Source organism: Shewanella atlantica, assembly GCF_003966265.1.
In the GTDB taxonomy this organism is placed as follows: Bacteria; Pseudomonadota; Gammaproteobacteria; order Enterobacterales; family Shewanellaceae; genus Shewanella; species Shewanella atlantica.
Map to the genome: position 1 here is coordinate 103,483 of NZ_RXNV01000006.1, position 23,876 is coordinate 127,358.

The 23,876-nt window shown below is 47.3% G+C and carries 20 protein-coding genes; all 20 read right to left on the reverse strand.

Annotated features, from left to right (window positions below; translation table 11 throughout):
- Positions 1 to 40: 40 nt before the first annotated feature.
- The 20 genes from EKG39_RS14305 to EKG39_RS14400 all read right to left on the reverse strand — a co-directional run bounded on the left by EKG39_RS14305 (position 41) and on the right by EKG39_RS14400 (position 23,571).
- Positions 41 to 1,090, reverse strand: coding sequence for a rod shape-determining protein (locus EKG39_RS14305; RefSeq protein ID WP_126506432.1), 1,050 nt, complete (start codon positions 1,088 to 1,090; stop codon positions 41 to 43).
- A 216-nt stretch (positions 1,091 to 1,306) separates the two neighbouring features.
- Positions 1,307 to 5,638, reverse strand: a complete 4,332-nt coding sequence (locus EKG39_RS14310; RefSeq protein ID WP_126506433.1) for a DUF6701 domain-containing protein — start codon at positions 5,636 to 5,638, stop codon at positions 1,307 to 1,309.
- A 633-nt stretch (positions 5,639 to 6,271) separates the two neighbouring features.
- Positions 6,272 to 8,902: a DUF6701 domain-containing protein gene (locus EKG39_RS14315; protein ID WP_246028505.1), complete on the reverse strand. Its 2,631-nt coding sequence runs from the start codon at positions 8,900 to 8,902 to the stop codon at positions 6,272 to 6,274.
- A complete protein-coding gene (locus tag EKG39_RS14320) occupies positions 8,895 to 9,368 on the reverse strand; it encodes an MSHA biogenesis protein MshP (protein WP_126506569.1) in 474 nt (157 codons plus the stop codon). Before EKG39_RS14320 ends, EKG39_RS14315 begins: the two co-directional genes overlap by 8 nt.
- Before the next feature lie 64 nt (positions 9,369 to 9,432).
- Positions 9,433 to 10,263 (reverse strand): PilW family protein, encoded by an 831-nt coding sequence (locus EKG39_RS14325; protein ID WP_126506434.1) that lies wholly within the window; start codon positions 10,261 to 10,263, stop codon positions 9,433 to 9,435.
- Positions 10,263 to 10,859, reverse strand: coding sequence for a type II secretion system protein (locus EKG39_RS14330; protein ID WP_126506435.1), 597 nt, complete (start codon positions 10,857 to 10,859; stop codon positions 10,263 to 10,265). The genes EKG39_RS14325 and EKG39_RS14330 overlap by 1 nt, the downstream gene beginning before the upstream one ends.
- Complete coding sequence (locus EKG39_RS14335; RefSeq protein WP_126506436.1) at positions 10,849 to 11,310, reverse strand: pilus assembly FimT family protein; 462 nt, start codon at positions 11,308 to 11,310, stop codon at positions 10,849 to 10,851. The genes EKG39_RS14330 and EKG39_RS14335 overlap by 11 nt, the downstream gene beginning before the upstream one ends.
- A 251-nt stretch (positions 11,311 to 11,561) precedes the next feature.
- A complete protein-coding gene (locus EKG39_RS23760) occupies positions 11,562 to 12,086 on the reverse strand; it encodes a prepilin-type N-terminal cleavage/methylation domain-containing protein (protein ID WP_126506571.1) in 525 nt (174 codons plus the stop codon).
- Between the two features lie 7 nt (positions 12,087 to 12,093).
- Entirely contained in the window at positions 12,094 to 12,615 is a 522-nt protein-coding gene (locus EKG39_RS14345; protein WP_126506437.1) for a prepilin-type N-terminal cleavage/methylation domain-containing protein, read from the reverse strand.
- Between the two features lie 169 nt (positions 12,616 to 12,784).
- Entirely contained in the window at positions 12,785 to 13,423 is a 639-nt protein-coding gene (locus EKG39_RS14350) for a type II secretion system protein (protein ID WP_246028506.1), read from the reverse strand.
- An 89-nt stretch (positions 13,424 to 13,512) separates the two neighbouring features.
- Positions 13,513 to 14,034, reverse strand: coding sequence for a hypothetical protein (locus EKG39_RS14355; protein WP_126506439.1), 522 nt, complete (start codon positions 14,032 to 14,034; stop codon positions 13,513 to 13,515).
- Between the two features lie 129 nt (positions 14,035 to 14,163).
- On the reverse strand, positions 14,164 to 15,384 hold the full coding sequence (locus EKG39_RS14360; RefSeq protein ID WP_126506440.1) for a type II secretion system F family protein: 1,221 nt from the start codon (positions 15,382 to 15,384) through the stop codon (positions 14,164 to 14,166).
- Positions 15,385 to 15,475: 91 nt separating this feature from the next.
- Entirely contained in the window at positions 15,476 to 17,230 is a 1,755-nt protein-coding gene (locus tag EKG39_RS14365) for a GspE/PulE family protein (protein ID WP_126506441.1), read from the reverse strand.
- Entirely contained in the window at positions 17,227 to 18,462 is a 1,236-nt protein-coding gene (locus tag EKG39_RS14370) for a tetratricopeptide repeat protein (protein ID WP_126506442.1), read from the reverse strand. Before EKG39_RS14370 ends, EKG39_RS14365 begins: the two co-directional genes overlap by 4 nt.
- Positions 18,459 to 19,367, reverse strand: coding sequence for an ExeA family protein (locus tag EKG39_RS14375; RefSeq protein WP_126506443.1), 909 nt, complete (start codon positions 19,365 to 19,367; stop codon positions 18,459 to 18,461). The genes EKG39_RS14370 and EKG39_RS14375 overlap by 4 nt, the downstream gene beginning before the upstream one ends.
- A gap of 3 nt (positions 19,368 to 19,370) precedes the next feature.
- Complete coding sequence (gene mshL / locus EKG39_RS14380) at positions 19,371 to 21,068, reverse strand: pilus (MSHA type) biogenesis protein MshL (protein ID WP_126506444.1); 1,698 nt, start codon at positions 21,066 to 21,068, stop codon at positions 19,371 to 19,373.
- Positions 21,065 to 21,415, reverse strand: coding sequence for an MSHA biogenesis protein MshK (locus EKG39_RS14385; protein WP_126506445.1), 351 nt, complete (start codon positions 21,413 to 21,415; stop codon positions 21,065 to 21,067). Before EKG39_RS14385 ends, mshL begins: the two co-directional genes overlap by 4 nt.
- Positions 21,402 to 22,052: a type 4a pilus biogenesis protein PilO gene (gene pilO, locus EKG39_RS14390; RefSeq protein ID WP_126506446.1), complete on the reverse strand. Its 651-nt coding sequence runs from the start codon at positions 22,050 to 22,052 to the stop codon at positions 21,402 to 21,404. Before pilO ends, EKG39_RS14385 begins: the two co-directional genes overlap by 14 nt.
- Positions 22,049 to 22,660, reverse strand: a complete 612-nt coding sequence (locus EKG39_RS14395; protein ID WP_126506447.1) for a PilN domain-containing protein — start codon at positions 22,658 to 22,660, stop codon at positions 22,049 to 22,051. The genes pilO and EKG39_RS14395 overlap by 4 nt, the downstream gene beginning before the upstream one ends.
- Complete coding sequence (locus EKG39_RS14400; RefSeq protein ID WP_126506448.1) at positions 22,660 to 23,571, reverse strand: MSHA biogenesis protein MshI; 912 nt, start codon at positions 23,569 to 23,571, stop codon at positions 22,660 to 22,662. The genes EKG39_RS14395 and EKG39_RS14400 overlap by 1 nt, the downstream gene beginning before the upstream one ends.
- Positions 23,572 to 23,876 lie beyond the last annotated feature (305 nt).

Here is a 23,876-nt window from a genome sequence, read left to right on the forward strand (position 1 = left end):
AAAAAACAAGGCGGTTAAACACCGCCTTGTTCATACCAAATTAGTTTTCTTCGGAGAAGAGGTCACCACCATGCATGTCGATCATCTCCAGCGCCTTACCGCCGCCACGAGCAACACAGGTTAATGGGTCATCGGCAACCATCACAGGAATACCCGTCTCTTGCATTAACAGACGGTCCAGATCGCGAATTAATGCGCCACCACCGGTTAATACCATACCGCGCTCAGAGATATCTGACGCCAGTTCTGGCGGAGACTGCTCGAGGGCAACCATAACGGCACTAACGATGCCCGATAACGGCTCTTGCAATGCTTCGAGGATCTCGTTGCTGTTGAGTGTAAAGCTACGCGGTACACCTTCGGCTAAGTTACGGCCGCGCACTTCGATCTCGAGTACTTCATCACCCGGATAAGCGGTACCGATAGTATGCTTGATACGCTCGGCGGTCGCTTCACCGATCAGGCTGCCGTAGTTACGACGAACATAGTTGATGATCGCATCATCGAACTTATCACCACCGATACGAACTGAAGATGAATACACCACACCGTTGAGTGAGATAATTGCCACTTCGGTAGTACCGCCACCAATATCGACAACCATAGAACCTGTCGCTTCAGATACCGGCAGACCGGCACCGATCGCTGCAGCCATTGGCTCTTCGATCAAGTAAACCTCACGAGCGCCAGCGCCCATTGCAGATTCACGAATAGCACGACGCTCGACCTGAGTTGCACCTACAGGCACACAAACCAGTACTCGAGGGCTTGGACGGAACACGCTGTTGTTATGCACTTGCTTGATAAAGTGCTGCAGCATCTTCTCTGTCACGTAGAAATCGGCGATCACGCCGTCTTTCATTGGACGGATAGCCTGGATATTGCCCGGAGTACGACCCAACATCTGCTTAGCTTCTGTACCTACAGCCGCCACGGACTTCTGTCCGCCACTTCCTCGTTCGCCACGAATTGCAACAACAGAAGGTTCGTTTAGTACGATTCCCTCTTCGCGAACGTAAATTAAAGTGTTAGCCGTACCCAAATCGATCGAAAGATCGTTAGAAAAAATGCCACGCAGCTTCTTGAACATGTAACCAGCCTGTCTCTGTGGAGTCGGAAAAAGAAAAATCAGGTAACTCTATCAACGACACCCTGATGACACAAGGGCGATGAGGTTAACATTTGCTAATGAAGCGGTTTTTTTTAAAATATCATGCCAAAGGGGAGATTTAATCACTCTGTTTCACGAAATCGCTCCTCAAAAGCAAATCTAGAGCCTAGACCCTAGATTCTCAGGACTTAGAACCTAATTAACTTCATGCCAGTAGATCACCTTGTCATGGCCTCGATAAGTACCGAAGAAGGCCGAAGCTCGCGGATCATAGAGATCGTTTTGCTTATCGCCATCAAAGTTCCAGTACCACTTGAGCCAGTTTGGCACGTCAAGCGGCGCGGTGCTCTGACCACGGTATCTATTGGGTGCCGCGACTAAGGATTGCCACAGGAGATCGAATCGCCCTTGCACAAATTTAGCACCAACAAGCGTTCCGGTTCCATTGGAGCGGGTCACTCGCTGAGTATTTTCCAGTGCCGGGCTATACACCACTCCCGTTGCTGGCAGTGCAGGGGTAGTGACTGTGGTACAGCTATCCAGGCTGTTGACCGCCCACTGAGTGCCACTCCAATACTCCGCTGTCACCGGCATTCTTAAGCTATCAGTTTCTGGACCATAGGCATTTTCCAACATGATACGACCGTGTCGATAATGCTGAGTAGATACTTGTTTAGCATCACAGCTGTCTGATATATAACAAACATCGGTTGTACCCGCATTCATGTCGGGTGAGGCTATCTTTACGCCATCTTTATCAACCATCTGCAATCCTATCGCCATCGCGGTATAGGGGCCATCAATTGCACTGCCTAAGAGACGAGTAAACGAAATATCACTATTTACAGCCTGTATACCTTTATCATCTTTATCCCAGCTCAAGGCTGTTAATCCTTTAATCCTGGCTTGATAATCGGCGCCTGCATTACTGTTCTCGCCAACTAAAAGTGCCTTTCCTGAACCAAAATCACCATAATAATTTTGTGTCGTGACACCGCTTAGATTTCTTGCCCTGATTTTCATCATTAACGATACCGGCTCATCCATATAGCTAAATGGGGCTGCTCCTTTGTTACATGCCGCGAGCATGCTTTCTTCATAGACTTTAAAATCATTAGGGTAGAAGCGGCCAACAGGTTTACTCTCTGCTGCTGAAATATTGATTTTCTCGCCCAGATAACCATTTGGTGGCGTCGCAGTTAAGGTAAATACGCCCACCTCGCCAATTGACTGTTCAACCCCGTTCAGGTTATCTGCCTTGGCTTTATGGTCATATGTTTTTAACCCAAGCTCGCCTAAAACACCATGTTCAGGTTGCTTCAATGTATGTCCAAGGGTGATACCTTCCTGAACATAGTTTGGTGTCGTCGAGTTATTACAGTAGTCCGTGTCGCCATCTGTTTCCCAAGCCATGCCTTGAATTGAGGTGTTGAAAGTTTCCCCGGAAATTTTAAACTTGGGACAGGTATTGTTACCTACAGTGCATACCGTTTCCGGCTTAATACAAAGCCCGACGGGATATCGCACGGTATTATCAGAGCCTTCCATAACAAGGCCTTCATCGTCTTCACCTGCAGGGGCAGTGTATTTAGCATGAATGGCAATCTTACCCGCATCGGGGTAGTTCAATTCGAACTCGGCTTTACCTTCATCGTTGAAAGTTAACGAAAGTGGAGTGGGATTTAAGGAGCTTGTGCCAATATTATCCCCGTTAACTGACGCCGGGCTTCCTGAGGTGATCTCGGCAGGAGTAGGGCTTATATATTCACTCCAGAAGTTAACATCTCTAGTGGTGGAGGTGCTGCCAAATGCGGGGACGCATTGAGTACTGGCATGACTTTTTTTAACTGCGGAGATCTCAATATTTTTCTGAGGCTTGTTAGCAAGGTAATTATCAATATTGACGATGAAGCCCGCCTCTGCAAAATACAATGAGCAAGCGGTATTGTCGACTAAATTACCATCTATATAACATCGATATGGACCCGTAGGTGATGTGGTACCAAGCCCTATAGTCGTTGACTTGCCTTCACCATGCCAAAGCAGGGTATCGGTTTCACCGGTAAAGGTGACATCGCTATATTTATCTGTGCCTTTAATCAGCTCAACTGATGAAGTAACCGAGCTTAAGGTGCTGCAGTCATCGTTAGCACATGACTTGATGGTAATAGTTTTTGCCGTGCAGCTTAGTGCACCGGAAGTAAACTGAATACGATAGTGATTAGTCGCAGGCACTTCATGCGGCGCTTCGAAGGCGAAGTAACCGACATTTTCAATCATATGACGACGTTCATCATCAAATTGTTGATCTTCATCGACAGCGAAGCTCAGGGTATTATTGAACTTGTCGGTTCTGCAGCGCCTTAACCAGCCACCATCGCCACCTTCGCGGCTGTTCTTATTCGCTATGGTGTAGGGCAGACTCGGATAGATGTTTTGCAAGCCATTGGTATACTTACACTGCTGAGACAGATCCCCTGAACGGTCGTTGTTTTTAGCATAGCCAAATTCATATTTTTTATTCTTGCCATCAATGAGCATCACACCCGAGCCCAGACCAGCAACATAACCAAGGGTTTCATGACTATTAATTGAGCCACTCACCTCTGAACCCTCGATTGCGATATCGAAGCCGCTGCCACTATCGTCGACATCATCTATCACTGCGGTGATAAAGCGGTTGTTTGTTCTTGAGAGCGTCTGTCCCAACATGGCAGGCTTGGCACCGAAACTATGTTTGAAAGTCACACTCTCATAACCTTCTTCCGGGCCAGAGAAATTTTTCCCCTGATACTTTTTGGTCGATACCTTGCCCGCCTGCAGCGCCTTTCCCTTCTCAAGAAAGCGGTAACCCGTTTCCATCACGAAATAATCGAACTCCGGCATCGCCTTAGATGTAGTGTTATTATTCGGCGGGTTCTCTACTGTAATGATGGCTCCTGTACTTGAACTCGATGAAACCCTGAGTGTCGACGGACCATCGTTATTCGCGTTGACGCCATCGATGGTCGGCATCACCATTATCATCGGCGCACTCGCATAACTCTTATCGAAAGTGAACGATGCGCTGCCGTTAGTACCTAACTCAACCCGGCCAAATTCAAACTGAGGGAATGGGCAGGTGAGATAGGCACTCTCTGGTACCTTTGTCAGGCTCGATGCGGAAGGCCTCTGCCAATAGAGATGATAACCCTCTCCACCGGTGGCCTCATGAAAACGCATCTCAATCTTATGGGCGCCTTTTTCCAGTGAAATGTTTCCGGTCTCACAAGGCCAACCACACTGCGCATGACGGTCATAGAAACCAACGACCACCTGATCATCGATAAGTAACTCTATAGCATCGTCACCATCTATTCCAAAAGTGTACTTACCGGTCTCAGGCGCATTAATATATCCCTCGAAAATACCGGTGTAATAATCCCCCTGGCTGGCATGAGGATTAATACTGACACCATAACCCTCCACTCTTGAAACTATCGACTCACCTAACTGCTCTTGAGTATTCTTAACCGTTGCAATCAGCTCATTAAACTCATCATGATCGGCAGGACTCGTCTCTACCCCCGGCTGCCAATTACGGGCATCATAGGTTCGATAGGTTATACCCGAAACATTATTTTGCTCTGCTGGACACTGAGCAGGAATTGAGGGATAAACAGGTTCGATGTTACAGTCCGGCACAACATCAATACGTGAAGCATTATTATCAAAGTCAACCCAACCTTCATCAGCGATGCTAATATAATCCGAGGTAATAGCCCCCTCGACTCTTGCGCCATCACTAAAAATCAGCTTACCTTCAGAGACAATGTGACCTCGTAAGTAGGAATCCGTAGCCAAATCGATATCTGAATAGCCATAAATCAAAAACAGTTCAGAACCGTAGGACAATAGACTGTTATCCAGCACATAATGATTCTTAACAAAGAAACTAACTGTGCCATCTGATGGAAACTTAACCTCGACGTCATCAGAGATTTGTAGATCTTCAATCCAGTATTGGCCAGGAGCTAGATCTAATGTTCCATCTTGAACATTTAACGACTTGATTTTATATATTCCATCATTGTCGTTAGCGCTAAATCTTAAGGTGTGATAATAGCGATTTGACGAAATAGACGCATACTCACCTTCAGGTACATTAATGATGTAGTTCTCAGCGTTAGAGGGGCCGATATTTTGATTACTACTGGAAGTACAACGCGCAAACGGAATTCTGTCATCAGGCAGTTCAGCAGAGTAATATCCAGCCCTACATTCCTTAGGCCTCCCATTACGATGAACACAAGCAGAACGCTGATAATCAAACACCGAATGGGATGGCAACTTACGATTACTCGGAGGATTGTAAAGCTTTGAGCCACTATGAAGAATAACCTGACCTCGGCTAGTGTATGAGTTTACCCCCTCGATAAAAGTATCACTCCAGTCCGCCATAACCGTAGGCGACAGCAGGAATAAAACTAACAGGACAAAAGATCGCACCAGTTTAAAAATATTAATATGTTTTTGGTTAACTATCATTTTATATAATCTAGCCACGAAATTCTGCCTCCACCCGGCGACAAACCAACCGCTTATCCGCTTTATCACCAATGTGATTAGCCCAAATGCAAGATGCTGTAATGCCCCTAGCCCGATTACTTAGGTCACTAAGATAGGTAAGAAAAATGCGATAGATGAAACTCGATTCTTTAAACTGAAAATTAGGCATAACAGACTTAGATACAAAGGATGAAAAGGTTATAAGCTCACTGTAAAAATGAATCTGGAAACAGGGAGTTAATAATAGAGAGCTTATAAATAAAGCATTCAGAACCAGAGAGCCTCATGGAGACGGGAACTGAATGTGACTTCGGGTTTCCGCCAAATCGCTGAGGCTGAATAGTAGGAAGCAATCAGAATTAATTGCTGACAGATAGCTGTGCACCAGTGATAACTCCGCAAAAAGCAAATTTCGGCGAAATATTATCACTTAGTGCCATGTAAGAATCAGAAAAGTAAGGCTAAAATTAGAGCATAAACTCAATTTGTTAACTGGATCACGAAAATGAGACTTAACAGGTTGAGCAACATACCTTTTTGCGGTGATTTCGCCTTCAATTCTGAACGAAATTGAGATTGTTAACCCTATGTAACTCATAGAGATAGAAAGGATTAAAGCACCTCACGCCACTGTATAACGCGATCATGACCTCTATAAGTTCCGAAGAAGGCGCTGGCTCTTGGATCGGACAAGGCCCCATCACTGTTCCAATTCCAATACCATTGTAACCAAGCCGGTACGGCAAGCGGCGCGGTGACCTGACCTCGGTAGCGATTGGGAGTAGCGATTAAAGAATGCCATAGTAGCTCAAATCGTCCCATTGAAAAGTCGCTGTCCGGTACAGTGTTTGTCCCTCCCGCTCGAGTCACAGATTGAGGGGAAATCAATGCAGGGTTATATGTCACATCGGTTGCTGGAAGCGCCGCTGAGGCAATATCGGTGCAGCTGTCTAAGGTATTAACCACCCACTGAGCGCCATCCCAATACTCTGCTGTCACGGGCATCCTTATCGTATCAGTTTCGGGACCATAGGCGTTCTCCAACACGATACGGCCGTGTCGATAATGCTGGGTAGATATCTGCTTCGCATTACAGCTGTCAGAAATAGAGCAGTCATCAACTGTGCCCGCATTCATATCCGGTGAGGCTATCAAGACGCCATCTTTATCACTCATCTGTACACCGATCGCCATCGAGGCATAGGGACCATCGAGATTGCTATCAAGCAAGCGAGTGAATTGAATATCACTCTCTATGGCCTGCACACCTTGGTCGTCTTTTTCCCAATTCAATTCCGTTAAGCCGGTAAGCCGTGATCGGTAATCACCCCCTGCATTACTATTTTCAGCGACTAGCAGTGCTGTGCCTGATGCGAAGTCCACGGTATCATCTTTGAAATAGTTTCGTGTTGTAACGCCGCTGAGATTCCTCGCCCTGATCTTCATCATCAGCGGAGTCGGTTCGTCCATGTAGGTAAATGCGGTAACTCCGGTGCCACATGTCGCAAGCATGCTCTCTTCATAAAGCTCAAAATCTTGAGGATAGAAGCGACCAACAGGTTCGCTTTCCGCCGAGGGAATATTGATGCTCTCCCCAAGATAACCATTCGGCGGTGTTGCGGTTAAGGTAAATACACCCACCTCGCCGATAGACTGTTCAAACCCATTAAGACTATTTGCCTTAGCGACATGGTCATATGAACTTAGCCCTAATTCGCCCAAGGCGCCGTCCACAGGTTGCTTCAATGCGTGTCCCAGGGCTATACCTGCCTGAACATAGTTTGGTGTTGTCGAGGAGTAATTACAATAATCTGTGTCGCTATTCAGCTGCCACGCCATCGCCTGTATTGAGGTATTGAAGGTTTCACCGGCTATTTTAAACTTGGGACAGGTATCATCACCTGCAGAGCATACCGTTTCCGGCTTAATACATAGTCCGACAGGGTAACGCACCGTACTATCTGAGCCCTCCATAACCAAGCCCTCATCCTCTTCACCGGCAGGGGCAGTGTATTTGGCATGGATGGCAATCTTCCCCGCGTCAGGGTAATTCAATTCGAACTCGGCTTTACCCTCACCGTTAAAAGTTAACGTTCGTGGAGTGGGATTTAAGGCGCTTGTACCAATATTAGTGCCATTAACCAAGGCCGAGCTTCCTGTGACGATCGCAGCAGGAGACGGGCTTATATATTCACTCCAAAAGTTAACCTCTTTGGTGGTATCTGCAAATGCCGGTACACATTGAAGCGAGTTATCACTTTTTCTTACCGCGGAGATCGCTATATTTTCCTGAGGCTTGTTAGAAAGATAGTTATCGATACTGACGATAAAACCCGACTCTGCAAAGTTCAGTGAGCAAGCGCTATTATCGACTAAATTACCATCTATATAACAGCGATATGGACCCACAGGCGATGTGGCACCAAGCCCTATCGTCGTCAGCCCACCTTCGCCATGCCAAAGTTGAGTGTCTGTTTCACCGGTAAAACTGACATCGCTATATTTCACCCCATCTTTGGTGAGCTCAACACTTGATGGAAGTGGTGATGAACTAGAACAATCATCGTTGGCACATGACTTGATTGTAATGGACTTTGCTGTGCAGCTCAGTGCATCTGATGAAAACTCGATACGGTAATGGTTTAAGTCTGGCTTTGGCCCTGGGATACACATACCACCAAAGTCAGCATTGTCTATCGCATCCTCATCGAAGACGAAATCACCGTTGCCACCTACTCCGGCACTGCCACCAGCCGCTAAGCCACCCGTTACAGAGCCGTTTCCGGTTAGCGAAACATTTCCAGCCACATAGATAATGCCATTAATGTGGTTGTGGCCGGCAATAGTGAGATCACTACCTACATAGATAATTAGATCTTCGGCTTTACCATAGGTATTTAAGCTAACACCACTCAAAGACACCCGATCAAAATAGAGCCTAGCGGTGGTGCCGTTAGTGGTAATGTGATTGACAAGAGAAGGACCGCCTCCGTGAAAATCACCTTCACTAAAGCTGTAGTCTCCTGGTAAAAAATGGCCTGATGTGCTGTTATCACAACCCCTCTTTCTAGTACAGCTTAGATCCCCAAGAGGAGGACCGATATTCGCTGGTGGTGTTAAGCCATTTTCACCATGATCCCCTGTCGGTGGGTCGGTAAAGATATCACTACAATAGGGAACGGCTATCGCCAATGCCGGGAACAGCAACGCGAGACTGAGCACTATTTTAAAAATTCTAATCACGGGCTTCGACCTCCACCCGGCGGTTAACGCGCAAGCAGCTGCTATCATCACCGGTGCAATTTCCCGTCTCGCAGGTCGCCGTACTGGTGATCCGGTAACTGTTTACGCTACCTACTGTATTAATTACACAAGTCAGAACGACTTCGCATCCATGAAAGCCCGGCACGCTCGGCGGTGACCACTTAGCTTTCACATTGGTACAAGATGCTGCGGTAGCATCGGTCGCAGTTAGCGGGAACAGCTCTGCCAGCGCATTATCGGCGCCTGAGTTAGCGGCGAAGAGGGCGCGGGTGCCCCACACCTCGAGACTTACCTGCTTATCGGCATCTTCGAGCACATTGATTAGTGCGGCCGACATCAGGAACATCACTGTGATAACAAAGATACCTATCACCAGCGCGCTGCCCTGCTCTCTTACCAGAGAGTGAGAAAATCCTGAAAATGGTCTGTTAGCGCTATGATCCAGCCTAACAGCTCTGTGATTCAGTCTATTCACTCTATAATTCTTTCTATAATTCTTTCTATAATAGCTAGGGGACATTGACCACCTGCACCTGGTGCTGATATTGAAACTCCTGACCATTGACCATAAATTTCGGCGTTAACTGTACCACTGCGTTATTGGTTAAGCTGCCGGGAGTATAGCTGATTGGCCATGTGCCTGTACCAGTAACCACACCTTCTGCCATCAACACTCCATCTCCCATCTTCGCCGGAGTGGGCTGCGTCGTATTAAACATGTTATAGCCGCTGTAGCGCCTGACTTCACCATTGCTAGCGAAACAGTAACTCACGGCGTCGTGTATCATAAAGAAACGATTTTTCGGAGAGGCCTCGCTGAAGCGCATAGCCAACTCCTGAGTCGCAGAACCGAAAGTCACGGTATTTGTTGCCGCGTCATACTCTTTAATCCTCAACAGGCGGCCTTCGGTAGCGGTGGATGAGGCCGAGTAGATGTGAGCCGGTGTCAGAGGATAGACCAACATACGATGAGCAGTGTTTATTCCCATTGCCGGCGTGATTATAATTCCGGTCTTGCTGGCCGCCTCGGGGGCGATAGGCAGATCTATATAGGAGGCACTGCTCTGAATTGGCACAAATTCGATGCATTGAACTGTTGCTGTATTGCTCACACGCAAACTGTTTGGCACGGCGTTTCTGATCTCGCGGGTCATACGCTCTACGGCGAAACGACTCTGACTGAGCACCTGATCCACCGAGGTCGATTCGACGAAGATGCGGGTACCTAAGATCACGAAACTACTAACCCCCAGCACTAAGATGCCTAAGATGATGATCACCATTACCATCTCAACCAGAGTAAAACCGGCGCTCTTGCCTAGCTGTCTTAAGCCCGACATCAGTAGTTACTCCTGACCGCATTGTAGACGATCTGCTCGCCGCTTGGCGTCGTCACGGTAACCGTTATCAATTTACGGTTCAGATCCGGATGTTCGTGATAGGTAACGGCTACCGCCATCAGGTAATTAGGGTAGCGGCTGGCGTAAGTATCTGCATTAACTCCAGTTGTTACGGCGGCATTCAGCATCAAGCTGTTCTGATTCAAGCCATCATAATCATCGACATCATTATAACTGTTACGGTTCTCACCAATATCAGGGCCAAGATTCCCCTGAGTGGTACAGGCTAAACCTGCTGGCAGACCCAGATCGGATCTTGGTTCAGCGCCACACGCCGGCACACCACCGTTGGGGTTGGTGTTTTGATCGTAGCGTTTACCCCAGATCTCATTCATCACCGAGTGGGCCAGCTCGGCTGAGCGCACCCTGTGCAGGGTCTCTGCGGCGCGATCGGCCTGGGGGAATAGCATACTAGTCAACATGACCAGAGCGATACTCAGCACCACCATTCCAACCACAAGCTCGACTAAGGTAAAACCCTTTGTTTTCACAAGAGCTCCCGCTCGCTTTGTTATCGAGAGTGAGTTAACGGCCATGAATATACCCCTGACTCTCAATATTGATGGTCAAGGTCTCATCGGCGATAACCTTGATACAGGCTCCGCTGCAGCCCAAGCTAGCGATCCCCTGTCTGTCGAAATTAACCTTGAAGCTTTTTGAACTGTCACTATCTAATTCCAGGCTGGCGCGCCCTTCAAATGTTTGCTTGGTCTCGCTCAGCTTAGCAGTGCCAGTGCAAGTCGTATTATCAAACCCCTGCAGTTGATAGCCGGTCGTGTCTACGGCGATATGGTAGCAGTAGTCTTGATTATTCATCGCCAACAACTGCGCCTTTCGAAGCTCAGATACAAATTCGTCTCGCAGGGTGAATGCACTGGAGCTGGTCATCAGGCGCGGCAATACCACCACTGAGAGAATGGCAATTAATATGATGGTGGTAACCAGCTCTACCAAGGTAAAGCCGCTTTGTGGCAACACTCTTCGCATTCAGTATCCGGGAAACTCTAAGGTTTAAGGTTTAAGTTTTAAGCTGTAAGTTCTTAGCTCCTAGCTCCTAGCTCCTAGCTCCTAGCTCCTAGCTCCTAGCTCCTAGCTCCTAGCTCCTAGCTCCTAGCTCCTAGCTCCTAGCTCCTAGCTCCAGTGTCCAACAACTTAATAAGTATGGCAAATAAATATAAGATTTAGATGTTTAGATACAAAAAAGGCCTGCTAGGCAGGCCTTTTATTAAGAACTATTTTTAGCAATCATCATCAGTGACAACATATGTAGGAGTCGCTGTAGTTGATGTTGCAGGAGTATAAGTCACATAACATTTGTTTGTAGCCGCGGTTGTATTACCGAAGCGAGCAGATCCGGCTTGATAAAGTTGAGCTGATTTCGCTCCATCATCGCCTTCAGCAATATACCAATCAACAGTGTCATCTTCATCATTACTGATATTCAAATCCATAGCATTTATTAATTCAGCAGCTGTTGATTGCAAGTAACCATAATTAGTTGCAGCAGGATTTTCTGTACCGATGTTGACCGAGCCTGTTGTTGAAGCATCTGCCGAACCTTTCGTCTCCTCCCCTGATATAGCGGCCTTTGAATAAACAAGAGAGTTAGCACCTTGAATAGCGCCTTTCATGCCATCAAGTGTTGACTTACGTGCATCTGACTGCAGATTTATAAACTTAGGTGCGGCGGTTACAGCCAAAATACCCAAGATAATAATAACCACTACCAACTCAATTAAAGTAAAGCCTTTCTGTCTCTGAATTTTCATATTAACAACCTGTATCTACGATTACATATGTTGGAGTCGTTGTTGACGTCGCTTCTGTATATGTTAGTTGACATGTATCACTATCATTTGGCGCGCCACGCTGATAAATAACCATTGTGCCAGGAGCATTTACTTTACCTGCCGTTACGGTATAGATCCAATCACCAGTTCCATCTTGAGGTGATTTTTCTAATGAGAAAGTAGCATCTACAGCCTTAGAAAAGTCAGTCTCAGTTGCAAGCAGATATCCGTACAAGGTTTTTACATTAATAACTGCCGTTTCTGTTCCAATATTGACATCAGTACCGGTAAAAGTACTACTTTTTTCTTTTCCATCTAGCGCCGCTTTAGCGAATACCAGGCCGTTCGCGCCTTGAATTGCACCTTTCACTCCCTGAAGGGCTGATTGACGTGCATCGCTCTGAAGATTAATAAATTTTGGCGCCGCCGTGACGGCTAAGATACCTAATATGATGATAACGACCACTAATTCGATTAGTGTAAAACCATTTTGTCTTTTCACAGTCTTGACCTTTATGTTTGCGAGTTCAGTAATAATTTCTATTACTATTCACTTCAATAACTATTAACTTCAATAACTATCTACTTAAAATATCTATCTACTTCAAATAGCTAGATTCACTTCTAGAACTACTTCAGGCTGTACTTCAGGCTGCTGTGCAGCATGAAACCTATTCATTGGTAAAGGTTACCACGGTGCCGGTACCGGCATTATATGCGATCCCGTTACCAATATTTAAATCAGGTGCAGGACTTGCAATCCCGTTATTGGCATTAAGTGCTAACGATGCTACCTGATGGTAAACACACAGGTCTAGGCCACCAACATTTACGCCGTTATTAGCAATCGCACTCCCGCCAGAACCACCTAATACACGAACTGTGTACCTTGCCTTTCTTGCATCGGCATTAAAAAGAACATTTCTGGGTGCGCTCTGAAGAACATATTGAAATACTTCCTGACAAGAAGCGTGCGTCATGGTTGTCGCTCCGGTGTTGCCACTACCTGTTTTATCAGCACTTGTTACCATTCCTGTTGGATACCCGAAACGTGTATCGAGAGACAGTGTAGTCCCGTCCAGTACGACGTTGCTATTATTGCGGCCATCCACTTCCCACTGGGCCCTTACAAAGCCAACAGCCGTGGCCAAGCCACCTGTAACGCCTTCTAAGCTGGCATCTTCGGCATCTTCGGTGACATTGAGAAACCGTGGAATTGCGGTCGCGGCTAACAGGCCCAAGATCACAATCACAATCACAAGTTCAATTAACGAGAAACCTTGCTGTTTCAGATTTGTTCTACTCTGCATTCGATCTTTTACCCGCATATATCACCCCATGTCTAATTTTACAATTCTATCAGTTCGCCAAATTTTAGAAACCCATGAATTTGCTATATTTACTCTTTCGTCAAAAAAATAACGCGCCCGGTTGTTAGCTGATAACTTAATCGATCTGAATTATTAGCAATATAACTACAAACATCTCCTTCAGAGTTGAGCTGCGTTACAATATGTTGCTCAACAGGCCCTCTACCTAACAATTGACGCCAAAGCAGCTTACAGCCCACTGAATCGGCTACATCGGGCAGAGGCCAGCCACCATGGCTCATTTTTACCAGATTATTCCCTTCACTAGTTTGCCCTTCAATATCGAGCGGTTCCAGCTCCCCAAAACCTAAGGTATCCCACTCTAGTTTCATCTCGGGTGGTCGGCCCTTGGCCAGCCACTGCGCCTTGACCATGGCCAGAATATTGAGCATCTTGGTGTGGTCAACTCTCAGCCCCTGGGCACTTATTTTATCGACAGAGCCGAAATAGCGGAATCCTAATATACTAAGCAATGTGAGTAGCAAAACGATAGCTATCACCTTGCCAAACATCTGCAGCAACTCACCGTCGGCTTGCTGTTGGCTCTGCATAATTAGCAGCCTCCCTTAACCAAATTCAGCAAAGCTAGCTACCGCCTTTAACGACATTGAACATATCCCACCATAAAGCCAGGTAGATACCCTGTTCACTTGAGTCAATGCCGATTCTTCGTATCATTATCAGCTACCGCCTTTGACGACGTTGAGCATATCCCACATAGGTAAATATATACCCAATGCTAATATAAGCACGATCCCTGCCACAAATCCGATCAGGATAGGTTCTAACTTGGCGGTGAGGTTTTTCAGGTCGTAATCGACCTCCCCTTCATAGAAATCCGCGGCGTCGTTGAGCAACTGATCTATCTGTCCCGTCTCTTCGCCCACGGCAACCATCTGTAGTACCAGAGGGGTGAACAATTGGCTCTGATTTGAGACCCTGAGCATAGAGTCACCAGACTCGATACCACGGCGCATGCCCACGATTCGGTCGTGCATATAGGCATTATCGACCGCATCGGCGACCAAACTGAGTGCCTGAGTCATAGGCACGCCAGCGCTCAGCATCATGGAGAAACTTCGGCAATAGCGTGACAGAGTCGAACGTTCGATGATGCTACCGACGGCCGGAATATGCAGCTTCCAACTGTCCCACTGTTTCTCCCCTTTCTCTGTGCTGTGCCAGTAACGAATACCGATAAATGTGCCGATGAGGCCAACCAGCATCGCAGGCCAATAGTTAACAAACAGGTTGGATGTGCCGATAAGCACCTTCGTCGCCCAAGGGAGATCGGCTCCGAAACGAGAGAACATCTCGGCAAATTTAGGGATCACCATGATATTGAGGATCACCATGGCCAGCGCGATGGCAATTAATACGAAGATGGGGTAGCGCATCGCCGCCTTGATCCGTCGACGGGTCTCCTGCTCTCGCTCGATATAACCCGACAATTGAATAAAGGCGTCTTCCAGCTTACCGGTATTCTCACCGACATGGACCATAGAGACAAAAAGCGGATCGAATACATCGGGGTGATGATTCATCGCCGATGACAGTGGTCTGCCCGAGGTCAGCTGCTCTGATATATCATTCAGCGCATCTCGCATTCGCTGTGAGTGTGTCGTTTCCGAGAGTCCTGCAATCGCTCTGAGGATCGGGATCCCCGATCGGGTCAGGGAATACATCTGTCTGGAGAAGATCTGCAGCTCATCTAAGGAAACCTTGCCCTTAAACAGAGAAACAAGGGAGAACTCTCGCTTCTCCTTGGCTTCATTGAGCTCTAATGGTATCACCGCTCGTGACATCAACTGATCGGCAGCCGCACTCTCAGAGGCCGCATCGACCATTCCGGTCACCTGCTGCCCCTGTGCATCCCGCCCACGATATTTATAGGTAGCCATAAGCTTTTACCATGTTCAATTATTCTCTATTACTCTCAGACACTGCTTCTAAAATCATAAATCCGTTTTCCTTTAACGGCATTTTATCCAGTTAAAGCTCAGTTCCTTGGGGCTGTCTCATGGACACCGGAGACTCGTTGTCATTGAGATCCTCTACCAGTTTGGACACCTCTTCGATGGTTGTCATCCCTTCGGCTAAATACTTAAAGGCTGAAACGGCTAAAGGAGTAAAGTTAGGGCTTAGGTATGCTGCACGGGCAAAGTCCTGGGGATTACCTGTACGCATGGCATCGATCATCGCCTCATCGAGCTCTAGGATCTCAAAGACACCAATTCGTCCCCGGTAACCGCTACCGTTACAACTTTGACAGCCCGATCCAATTCTGAATTTAGCCTGTGAAAAATCATCCTGGCTCGTGCTATTTAGCCACGCCCGATCCTGAGCCGACAGTTCATAATCTCTGGCGCAGTTTTGACATACCCGCCTCACCAGACGCTGGGCAATAATCACCCTCAGAGCACTGGCAACCAGATAACTCGCGGCACCCATATCAAGCAAACGTAACGCACTGGTCACAGCATCATTGGTGTGCAGAGTCGACAGTACAAAGTGACCGGTCAAGGCACCTCGCAGTCCAATCTCTACGGTCTCTTGATCTCGCATCTCACCGACCATGATGATATCCGGATCCTGACGCAAGGTGGTTCTCAGTACGTTAGAGAAGTTTAGGCCAATCTTATGGTTAACTTGTACCTGGTTAATTCTGGGGAGTTGATACTCCACCGGGTCTTCGACCGTAATAATCTTGCGGTCTGCGGTGTTGAGCTCACTCAAGACACCATACAAGGTGGTAGTTTTACCGCTACCCGTTGGCCCGGTTACCAGCAACATGCCATGGGGGCGTTTTATCTGCTTACGTACCCTATCCAAAATCTCCGGTGGCATGCCCGTTTCGTTCAGGGTCAACAGGCCTGCCGATTGATCCAACAGACGCATCACCACCGACTCACCGTGGTAAATCGGCATAGTCGACATACGAACATCTATCTGATGACCTTTAATCTCCATATGAAAACGGCCATCCTGTGGCAAACGCTTCTCAGAGATATCCAGGCCCGCCATCAATTTAAGCCTTAACACTAAGGCCGCGGCGATACTCGCCTCCGGCAGAATATTTTCGTGCAGCTGGCCATCGATACGCTGCCTGATGCGCAGCACCTTGTCACCGGGCTCGATATGAATATCTGATGCACGCATCTGCACCGCATCTTCGAATATCGACTGCAGCAACCTAACAACTGTGGTTTCGTTATCGCTGTCGCTATCGGTTAAGCTCGCGAGATCGAATTGATCATCGGCGGCATATTCCTCTTCGAGCTTACCGGCGATTTGAGCAATTTCATCGGTTCTGCGGTAGATATTATCGAAGGCATCGAGCAGCTGACTCTCGGTCACCACCGCGATCTCTAACCTTTTAGGGGTGAGTAAAACCTCGAGATTATCCATCGCCTGAAGATCGGCAGGGTCGCTCATGGCCACCAAGGCGCTATCGCCATTATCTTCTACGACAAGCGCACGGAAACGACGCGCCTGAACCTCGGGTAACAGGTTAACAACCTCCGGAGGAATTGGTTTTTTACTGATATCGATAAAAGGGATGTGCAGCTGTTGAGACAGAAACCTGAGTAGCTGCTCTTCGGAGATACTATTGAGATCGATCAGGGTACGTCCCAGCTTCTTGCCGGTGCTTCGCTGCTCGGTCAGAGCCTCCATTAGCTGAGGCTCGCTGATGATCTGCTCCTGAACGAGGAGATCACCCAGACGCATCTTTAACTTTGGTTTCACTCAATCTCTCCTAACTGCGCCAATCTGTTTTCAATATAGTCCAATGCCTGAGCCGATAACCCCTTGCGAGGCACAGACTTGTATAAGACAGCCTGTTTGTAGGCATCTTTAGCCGCACTATACTTTTTCTGTGCATCCAGTGAGTAGGCTAATCCCATCCACCATTTGGCCTGATTAGCCTCCACACCGAGTAAGTTACGATAACCCTGCTCTGCTAATACAAAGTCGCTGATCTCTTGCGCCAGACTACTCTGTTCGACCCACTTCTGTCTTGCCAGCAAGCTGCTATCGGGGATCAGACTAAGGGTGGACAAGGCTTGTTCCTTGTTCCCCGATGCCTGCTGAACGCGAGCGAGCAGCAGGACATAATCAAACTCTGCGGGAAACTGGCTGATCCCTTGCTTTAAGAGTTCGGCGGAAAGATCCAGCCTGCCTTTACCATAATATAACGCGGCCAGTTGCTTTCTTGCCTGATGCAGTTTGGGATTGAGTGCGAGGGCTTCGATGTAATAAATAATGGCATCATTTTGCCCTCCCTGCCGCTCCGCTTCGGTCGCCAACGTGAGCCTCTTCTGTGCTAACTGTTCATCAGACAGTTTCACTTCTGTCACTGCCATTGAGCCATTACGACTTGAGCGAGCCGCTGGCGCTTCGCCTTTAACTGCCTGCGATACAGGGGCAGAAGCCGCGATCTGTTTTTTGCCGGTTATGGCAGCTTGTTCTTCTATTACGGTTACCACTTGTTGATCGTCGGTAATCGGCTTGGCTACAAATTCGGCTTTCGAGCCACTCTCAGTCTCAGACCTAAGTTCTTGTTCGGCAGTGGAGGTCTCTTTGGTTAGTGGTTGCTCACTCTTGCCTGCAACACCAGCATCAATCGAAGGTTCAGCCACTGGCGTAAGTTCAGGCTCATTTAATGTGCCGGTCTTATTTTCAGTTGCCGTATTTTCAGCAACCTTGTTATCAACGGCCCTGTTTTCTGTAGACTGTATATCTGCAACAGGAGTATCAATCGTGAGTACTTCGCTATCGTCAGACACCTTAGCGTTTAATCGATCCCAACTGAAAACGATACCTGACACTAAGACAAAGGAGACGAGCCCCAATAATATCCAGGGAAGTTTTGAAGGCGTGGCACTTTGATATTGCACCGGTGCCACATTCAAATTTTCCAGTTCGTGAGACTGTTGGCGCTTATCTAAATCTTTAAGCATGGTATTGATCACACTCATGATACGCCTCCATAAAACAGATGAAGCCCTGCACCCGCCAACATTGACATCATGCCAAAGCCCGTAAACCATAACCACTTAGCTTGAAAACCCAGTTTCGTATCCTCTGTATCCACAATTGCAGCCTTCACATGCCGATATTCGACCCTGTGTGACCCCTCTCCAAAGCTGAGCAATAGTGCTTTATGAGCCAAAATATTAATCAATCTGGGGATCCCCTTAGATGCCTTGGCCAGCAGGCGTGTATCCCTATGGGTAAACAAGGGCTTGCCCACTCTGCCGGCAACCGACAATCGATGCTGCACATAAGCATCGGCTTCATCTAAGGTCAAGGGTCTCAGGCTGTAACTAAAGGTGATCCTCTGTCTTAATTGACGAAAATTGTGCAAGCTCAACCTCTGATTCAGCTCTGGCTGAGCAAAAAGCACCACCTGCAATAGCTTACGGCTCTCAGTTTCCAAGTTGGTAAACAGACGCAATGCCTCGAGACTTTCATCGGGCAGAGCTTGCGCCTCATCGAGTACTAATACAATGGAGTGACCATGGGCACACAAAGCCAGCAGCTGTTGCTGGATCAGCCCCGTAAGTTGCATCTGGTCGATATCGGCAGAATATTTAAGCCCTAACTCGAGGGCCACAGCCCACCTGAGCTCGGCGGGAGAAAGATAGGGGTTGGGCAAGTAGGCGCAATGAAATCGTTTGGGAAGTTCATTGATCAACTTTCGACAGATAAGGGTTTTACCTGTCCCCACCTCACCGGTAACTTTAATGAAGCCTTCACCGGTTTGTAGCGCAGTCTGAAGTACCTGTAACGCCTCGACATGAGGCGCTAGTCCGAAGAAAAACTCGGTATTGGGGGTCAGCGAAAAAGGAGTTTCCGCTAACCCGAAGTGATCCAGATACAAAACTTACTGCCCTTGTCCGCTTGCATCTTCTTCCGGATACCAGCGATCCAATAGTGCCTTGGATTTTTGTAACTCTTTTTTCCAGGTGTCGGCGCCGACAACGGTTGGCTTAAGTAAGATAACAAGCTCTGTTTTCTTCAGTGACTTTGACCTGTTGGTGAACAGTTCGCCAACCAGAGGAATATCGCCAAGGAGTGGCACCTTAGATTCAACCTCTATGTTCTCACTCTTCATCAGACCACCGATAACCACTACATCACCGGTTTTAGCCTTAATCACAGTGTCGGATTCACGAATATCACTCTGAGCCAACGGTAGTTCAAGGGAGCTATTCGAAATCTTAACGACTTTAGTCTGCTCTTTAATATCGATAACCGAGGGGTGAATATGCAATAAGATATTGCCTTCACCATCAATTTGCGGAGTAACATCCAGTGCGATGCCCGAGAAAAATGGCGTTAACTCAACTTCCGGTGTCGTCACAGGTGTTGTTCCGGCAACCGTCGTCGATGACACATCGGTCACGAAGTATTCATCGGTACCGACTTTTATCACCGCTTTTTGGTTATTTGAAGCCGTTACTCTGGGACTCGAAAGCACATCGACATCACCCTGAGTATCGAGCAGGTTGATCATGGTAGTGAAATTAGACCCCTTGATGTTTAACGAGGTCACACCGCCGATGGCATTGGTAATAGCATCACCCAAACCTTCGGTATTCTTGCTGGTGCCGAAGGTGATATCGGTATTACCAACATGGCCCAGAACGTTATCCCATTGGATCCCCTGCTGATAACCATCAGAGAGGGTGACTTCTAAAATCTTCGCTTCCAGGATGACCTGACGCTGCAGATGAGTTTCAGCGGTTTGTAGGAAGGTACGCACCTGTCTTAATTCGTTAGGATAACCACGAACCGTCACTAAGCCGGCTTGTGGCGTTACAACCACCTGACGCCCGCCAGCAGTACTGCCCACAATCGAGACCAATGTCTTCTCTAACTCACCCCAAAAATCTGTCTTTGTCGTAGAGCGAATGAATGTGCCATTGGTTGTGTCATTACTACTATTGTTGCCGTTCGAGTCGGAGTTATTATTCGAGGAGTTACTGTTGCTGTTGCTGTTATTGCTATTGTTGCTGCCACTCGAATTTGAGTCGTTACTATCGGATATACGACCCGAGTTAACCGAGGTCAACGACAATCCCTGGCGTTCCATATACAGGTAGTTCAGCGGAAACGTTTCCGTGCGCATGCCCGATGGGAAAATGCGTAAAATTCTGCCTTCACGGCTGACTTCATAACCATAGATATCTTCCACGACCTGAAGTGCCTCACTGAGCGTAACCCCCTTCAGCGAGAGAGAAATCGTCCCGGACACGCCCGGGTGAACGGCAACACTCAGGGGAGAACCTTGCACCAGACTCGGGAAAAAGACCTTTGCATCGACATCATTAGCCGATACATCGAAACGACGCTCCGCTCTCACCACCGGAGACAAGCCACTGAGTAGCTCTTTCGATGCCAACTCTTTTTGAATAGCATCGGGCATGACAGCAGGAGGTGGTGTCGTGGTTTTGTTCTGCTCAGCTTGTACCGAATCAGACAAAACTTGCTTCGATTCTATCGGCTGTGGCCTGTCTGTTGTTTGGCAGGCTGCCAACAAAAGCGCTATCAGAGGCGTAATAATGTTAATCGCTCTCATTTGAATTTATTTCCCTTTGTCTCTGTTATTGCTTGGTACATTTTCAATTTACGTCCATCGGCCAAGGACACCGAACTTGAGTCTATTCTAACTATTTTCACACCCTGCACCCTATCACCTAAGACAAAGATCTTATTGTTGATCACAGCATGAGATGAGGTTTTACCCTTCACTATACTATTAAGAATCAAAGCATTGGCTTGGCCAGACGCTCTGGCGTCAGTAATCACTGCACCTCTTCCTGGCCGTGTTGGGTCACGTAATGTTTCAGCATGGACAGTGCTCGTCAGTAGCACCAGCAATGACACTAATACTGAAAAGAGTGAGCTCGCCTTAATTTGCAACACTGATGAAGTCCTTATTGACACTTATGGTGTAAAGCTCCAAAACGACACTGGCGCCTGGATACTCTTCAACCTTGTAATCCATCTGTTTCCAGTAGAGCTTGTTAGGCATACTTTCAACGGCTTCGATAAACTTTAACAATGAGAAATAATCCCCCTCTAATGTGAGACGGATACCATGGCTATATAGGTTCGTTTTCTTCTCATCATCGAGAGCCAGGAGCGGTGTCGGTGCAATGGACTTAAACTCCTGCAACTTTATACCCGTCACCTTGCCTAATAACTGACTCAAGAGGGTAGGCATATGATCCGCAGGGATCATATCGACCATCTGGAATGACAGCTGCTCGTCGAGATCTGCACTCTGCTGCCTGAGAACCTGAAGGCGGTTATTGTACTCATCATTGGGATCTTGAGCTAAGCGTTGCTCATATAGTTCAATCTGTTGCAGCGATATTTTATTTTCTGCGGCGATCACCGTTATCTGTTTAGACAGGGAACTATATTTCATTAACAGAGACTCGAGCGGTAGGTAGCAAAGCATACCTATCACGATAAAAGCAGCCGTTGCCACCATCACCCTTTCACGTTGACTCAACAGATCGAAGCGCTCACCCAATGCTTGCCATCTCTGCTTCATTGATTATTCTCCACACTCTCGCCCGCTTTGCTGGTCAGGGTAAATGCTAATGGCTTGCCCTCTCCACGGCTCATTGTCATCGAAGCAAATGCATGCCCCTTAAGCGTGTCGGTTAATTTCAGGCGATCGACCCAAAGTGGCACACTGTGAGGCGCGGAGCTAAAACCTTCGAAAATAAAGCTATTATTATCAACCTGAATCCTGCTGAGCCAAATATTGCTATTGGCAACACGAGCGAGATCTTTCATCAGAGGTGAATAGCCATGACTGGTCAAGGCTTCTCTCTGGCTCAACTCTCCGAGTAGCATACGTTTCAGCTCCACCTGTTGAGACAGAAGATCGACTTCATCGACAAGCGCCGAATCCGGTGCACGATTAGCCAGCGCGGTCTCAAGATCTTGCTTCTGGTTATCCAGCTGACGTTTTTGCATACTCAGCTCTGCTTTGTCGGTTTCAAGAGCAGAGACTAAGGCATAACTAGCACCACATGCGATGGTGAACAGGCCAACCAAAACCAACAACACCAGAGTAAGGTGATTAAATGATAACCTCAGTTCAGGTGGTAAAAGTGAAGCAGAAAAGAGATTAACCCTGGTCTTCATCGTCATTAATTAACACCTCTTTCTGCCGACTCATCCCGATTAAACTCATCCAGAGCCAAGGCCGCCATCTTCGCCTCAACAGAGTCGGCTTCAACCGTATTAACCTTTTGGTTAAAGTTAGCGCTAACCAGTTCGGTAAGTTTTCCGACATGACCATTGATCAATAGCTCAATCGATACCACAGGAGCCTGGCGCAATTGACTCTCAAAATAATCCATGGATCTCTGTAGCTCCAGGCTGAGATTATCGGCCAGGCCAAATGCAAGATCCTCGGCGCTCACACTATCGAGCTGATTAAACCCCCTCACACGTCGCTGCATAAATAATTCGCCCTGCCTGATAACAGTCAACAACAACTCCTGACCAGAGGTGTGACTCAATACCAGTCTCGCCTGAGCCTCTTCGGTGAATAGGTTAGTAACCGCCATCTCTTCAATATTTATTCCCACGACCTCCATATCGTGATCTTGCGCCGCTAACACTAAGGCACTCAAACTCGCCTTTTCAACTACGACAACATTTAATTTGGTATTACCCGGTAATGGAGGCTCGAAGTAATCCAGGTGAATATCGGTAACAGGCTGGCTAACCATATCTTTAACCGACCAAAGCAGTGCCTGTGTCATCTCTTCAGATTCGACATTGGGCTTGTCGACTAATAGAAGCTGATAAAAAGCGGAGCACAAGGTTATCTGAACCTGAGCAGGCTCAAATTGCTTTGCTATAAGTGCAAAGACCCCTGACCAATTAGTACCGTCGAACACAAATTCATAGGTATCTTTATGCTCATCAGCATTTTCGGAATCATCAATGGCTCGATAAACAACAAGCTTATCAAGACAGACATAGATGCCAATTTTGATTTTTGAATTAGATTTCTGCCAGAAAGCCAATCTGCTAAAAAGACTCTTTCCCATCAAAGAATGCCTATAATCCCTTTACCCATTAGCCCGATGTGTATCTAAAGTTGAGATTGTCCGGAAACAATTGCAACTAGTTTGCCTACACAAGTAGCTCCCCTTGTATTAAACATACACGGGGAGCGTCAATTTTCTTACGCTCATTGTAACGACTAATCTTATAATTTTATAGAAAAAACACCGACTGATTAACTGGTATATAGGTTTAAAGTAGGCTTGTTATTGGTAGATCACAAGCCATGCACATGCAATAAACCAGATAGCAACGCAAATAGAACCAAAACAACAGTCCTGTTTACGCT

Excerpts from the sequence above, each read along its gene's own strand:
- EKG39_RS14355 (WP_126506439.1), bottom strand. The coding sequence starts at position 14,034 with ATGCAGAGCCAACAGCAAGCCGACGGTGAGTTGCTGCAGATGTTTGGC.
- EKG39_RS14330 (WP_126506435.1), bottom strand. The coding sequence starts at position 10,859 with ATGGCCGTTAACTCACTCTCGATAACAAAGCGAGCGGGAGCTCTTGTG.
- EKG39_RS14400 (WP_126506448.1), bottom strand. The coding sequence starts at position 23,571 with ATGGGAAAGAGTCTTTTTAGCAGATTGGCTTTCTGGCAGAAATCTAAT.
- pilO (WP_126506446.1), bottom strand. The coding sequence starts at position 22,052 with ATGAAGCAGAGATGGCAAGCATTGGGTGAGCGCTTCGATCTGTTGAGT.
- EKG39_RS14370 (WP_126506442.1), bottom strand. The coding sequence starts at position 18,462 with ATGAGTGTGATCAATACCATGCTTAAAGATTTAGATAAGCGCCAACAG.
- EKG39_RS14335 (WP_126506436.1), bottom strand. The coding sequence starts at position 11,310 with ATGCGAAGAGTGTTGCCACAAAGCGGCTTTACCTTGGTAGAGCTGGTT.
- EKG39_RS14360 (WP_126506440.1), bottom strand. The coding sequence starts at position 15,384 with ATGGCTACCTATAAATATCGTGGGCGGGATGCACAGGGGCAGCAGGTG.
- EKG39_RS14310 (WP_126506433.1), bottom strand. The coding sequence starts at position 5,638 with ATGATAGTTAACCAAAAACATATTAATATTTTTAAACTGGTGCGATCT.
- EKG39_RS14325 (WP_126506434.1), bottom strand. The coding sequence starts at position 10,263 with ATGTCGGGCTTAAGACAGCTAGGCAAGAGCGCCGGTTTTACTCTGGTT.
- EKG39_RS14305 (WP_126506432.1), bottom strand. The coding sequence starts at position 1,090 with ATGTTCAAGAAGCTGCGTGGCATTTTTTCTAACGATCTTTCGATCGAT.
- mshL (WP_126506444.1), bottom strand. The coding sequence starts at position 21,068 with ATGAGAGCGATTAACATTATTACGCCTCTGATAGCGCTTTTGTTGGCA.
- EKG39_RS14350 (WP_246028506.1), bottom strand. The coding sequence starts at position 13,423 with ATGCAGAGTAGAACAAATCTGAAACAGCAAGGTTTCTCGTTAATTGAA.
- EKG39_RS14395 (WP_126506447.1), bottom strand. The coding sequence starts at position 22,660 with ATGACGATGAAGACCAGGGTTAATCTCTTTTCTGCTTCACTTTTACCA.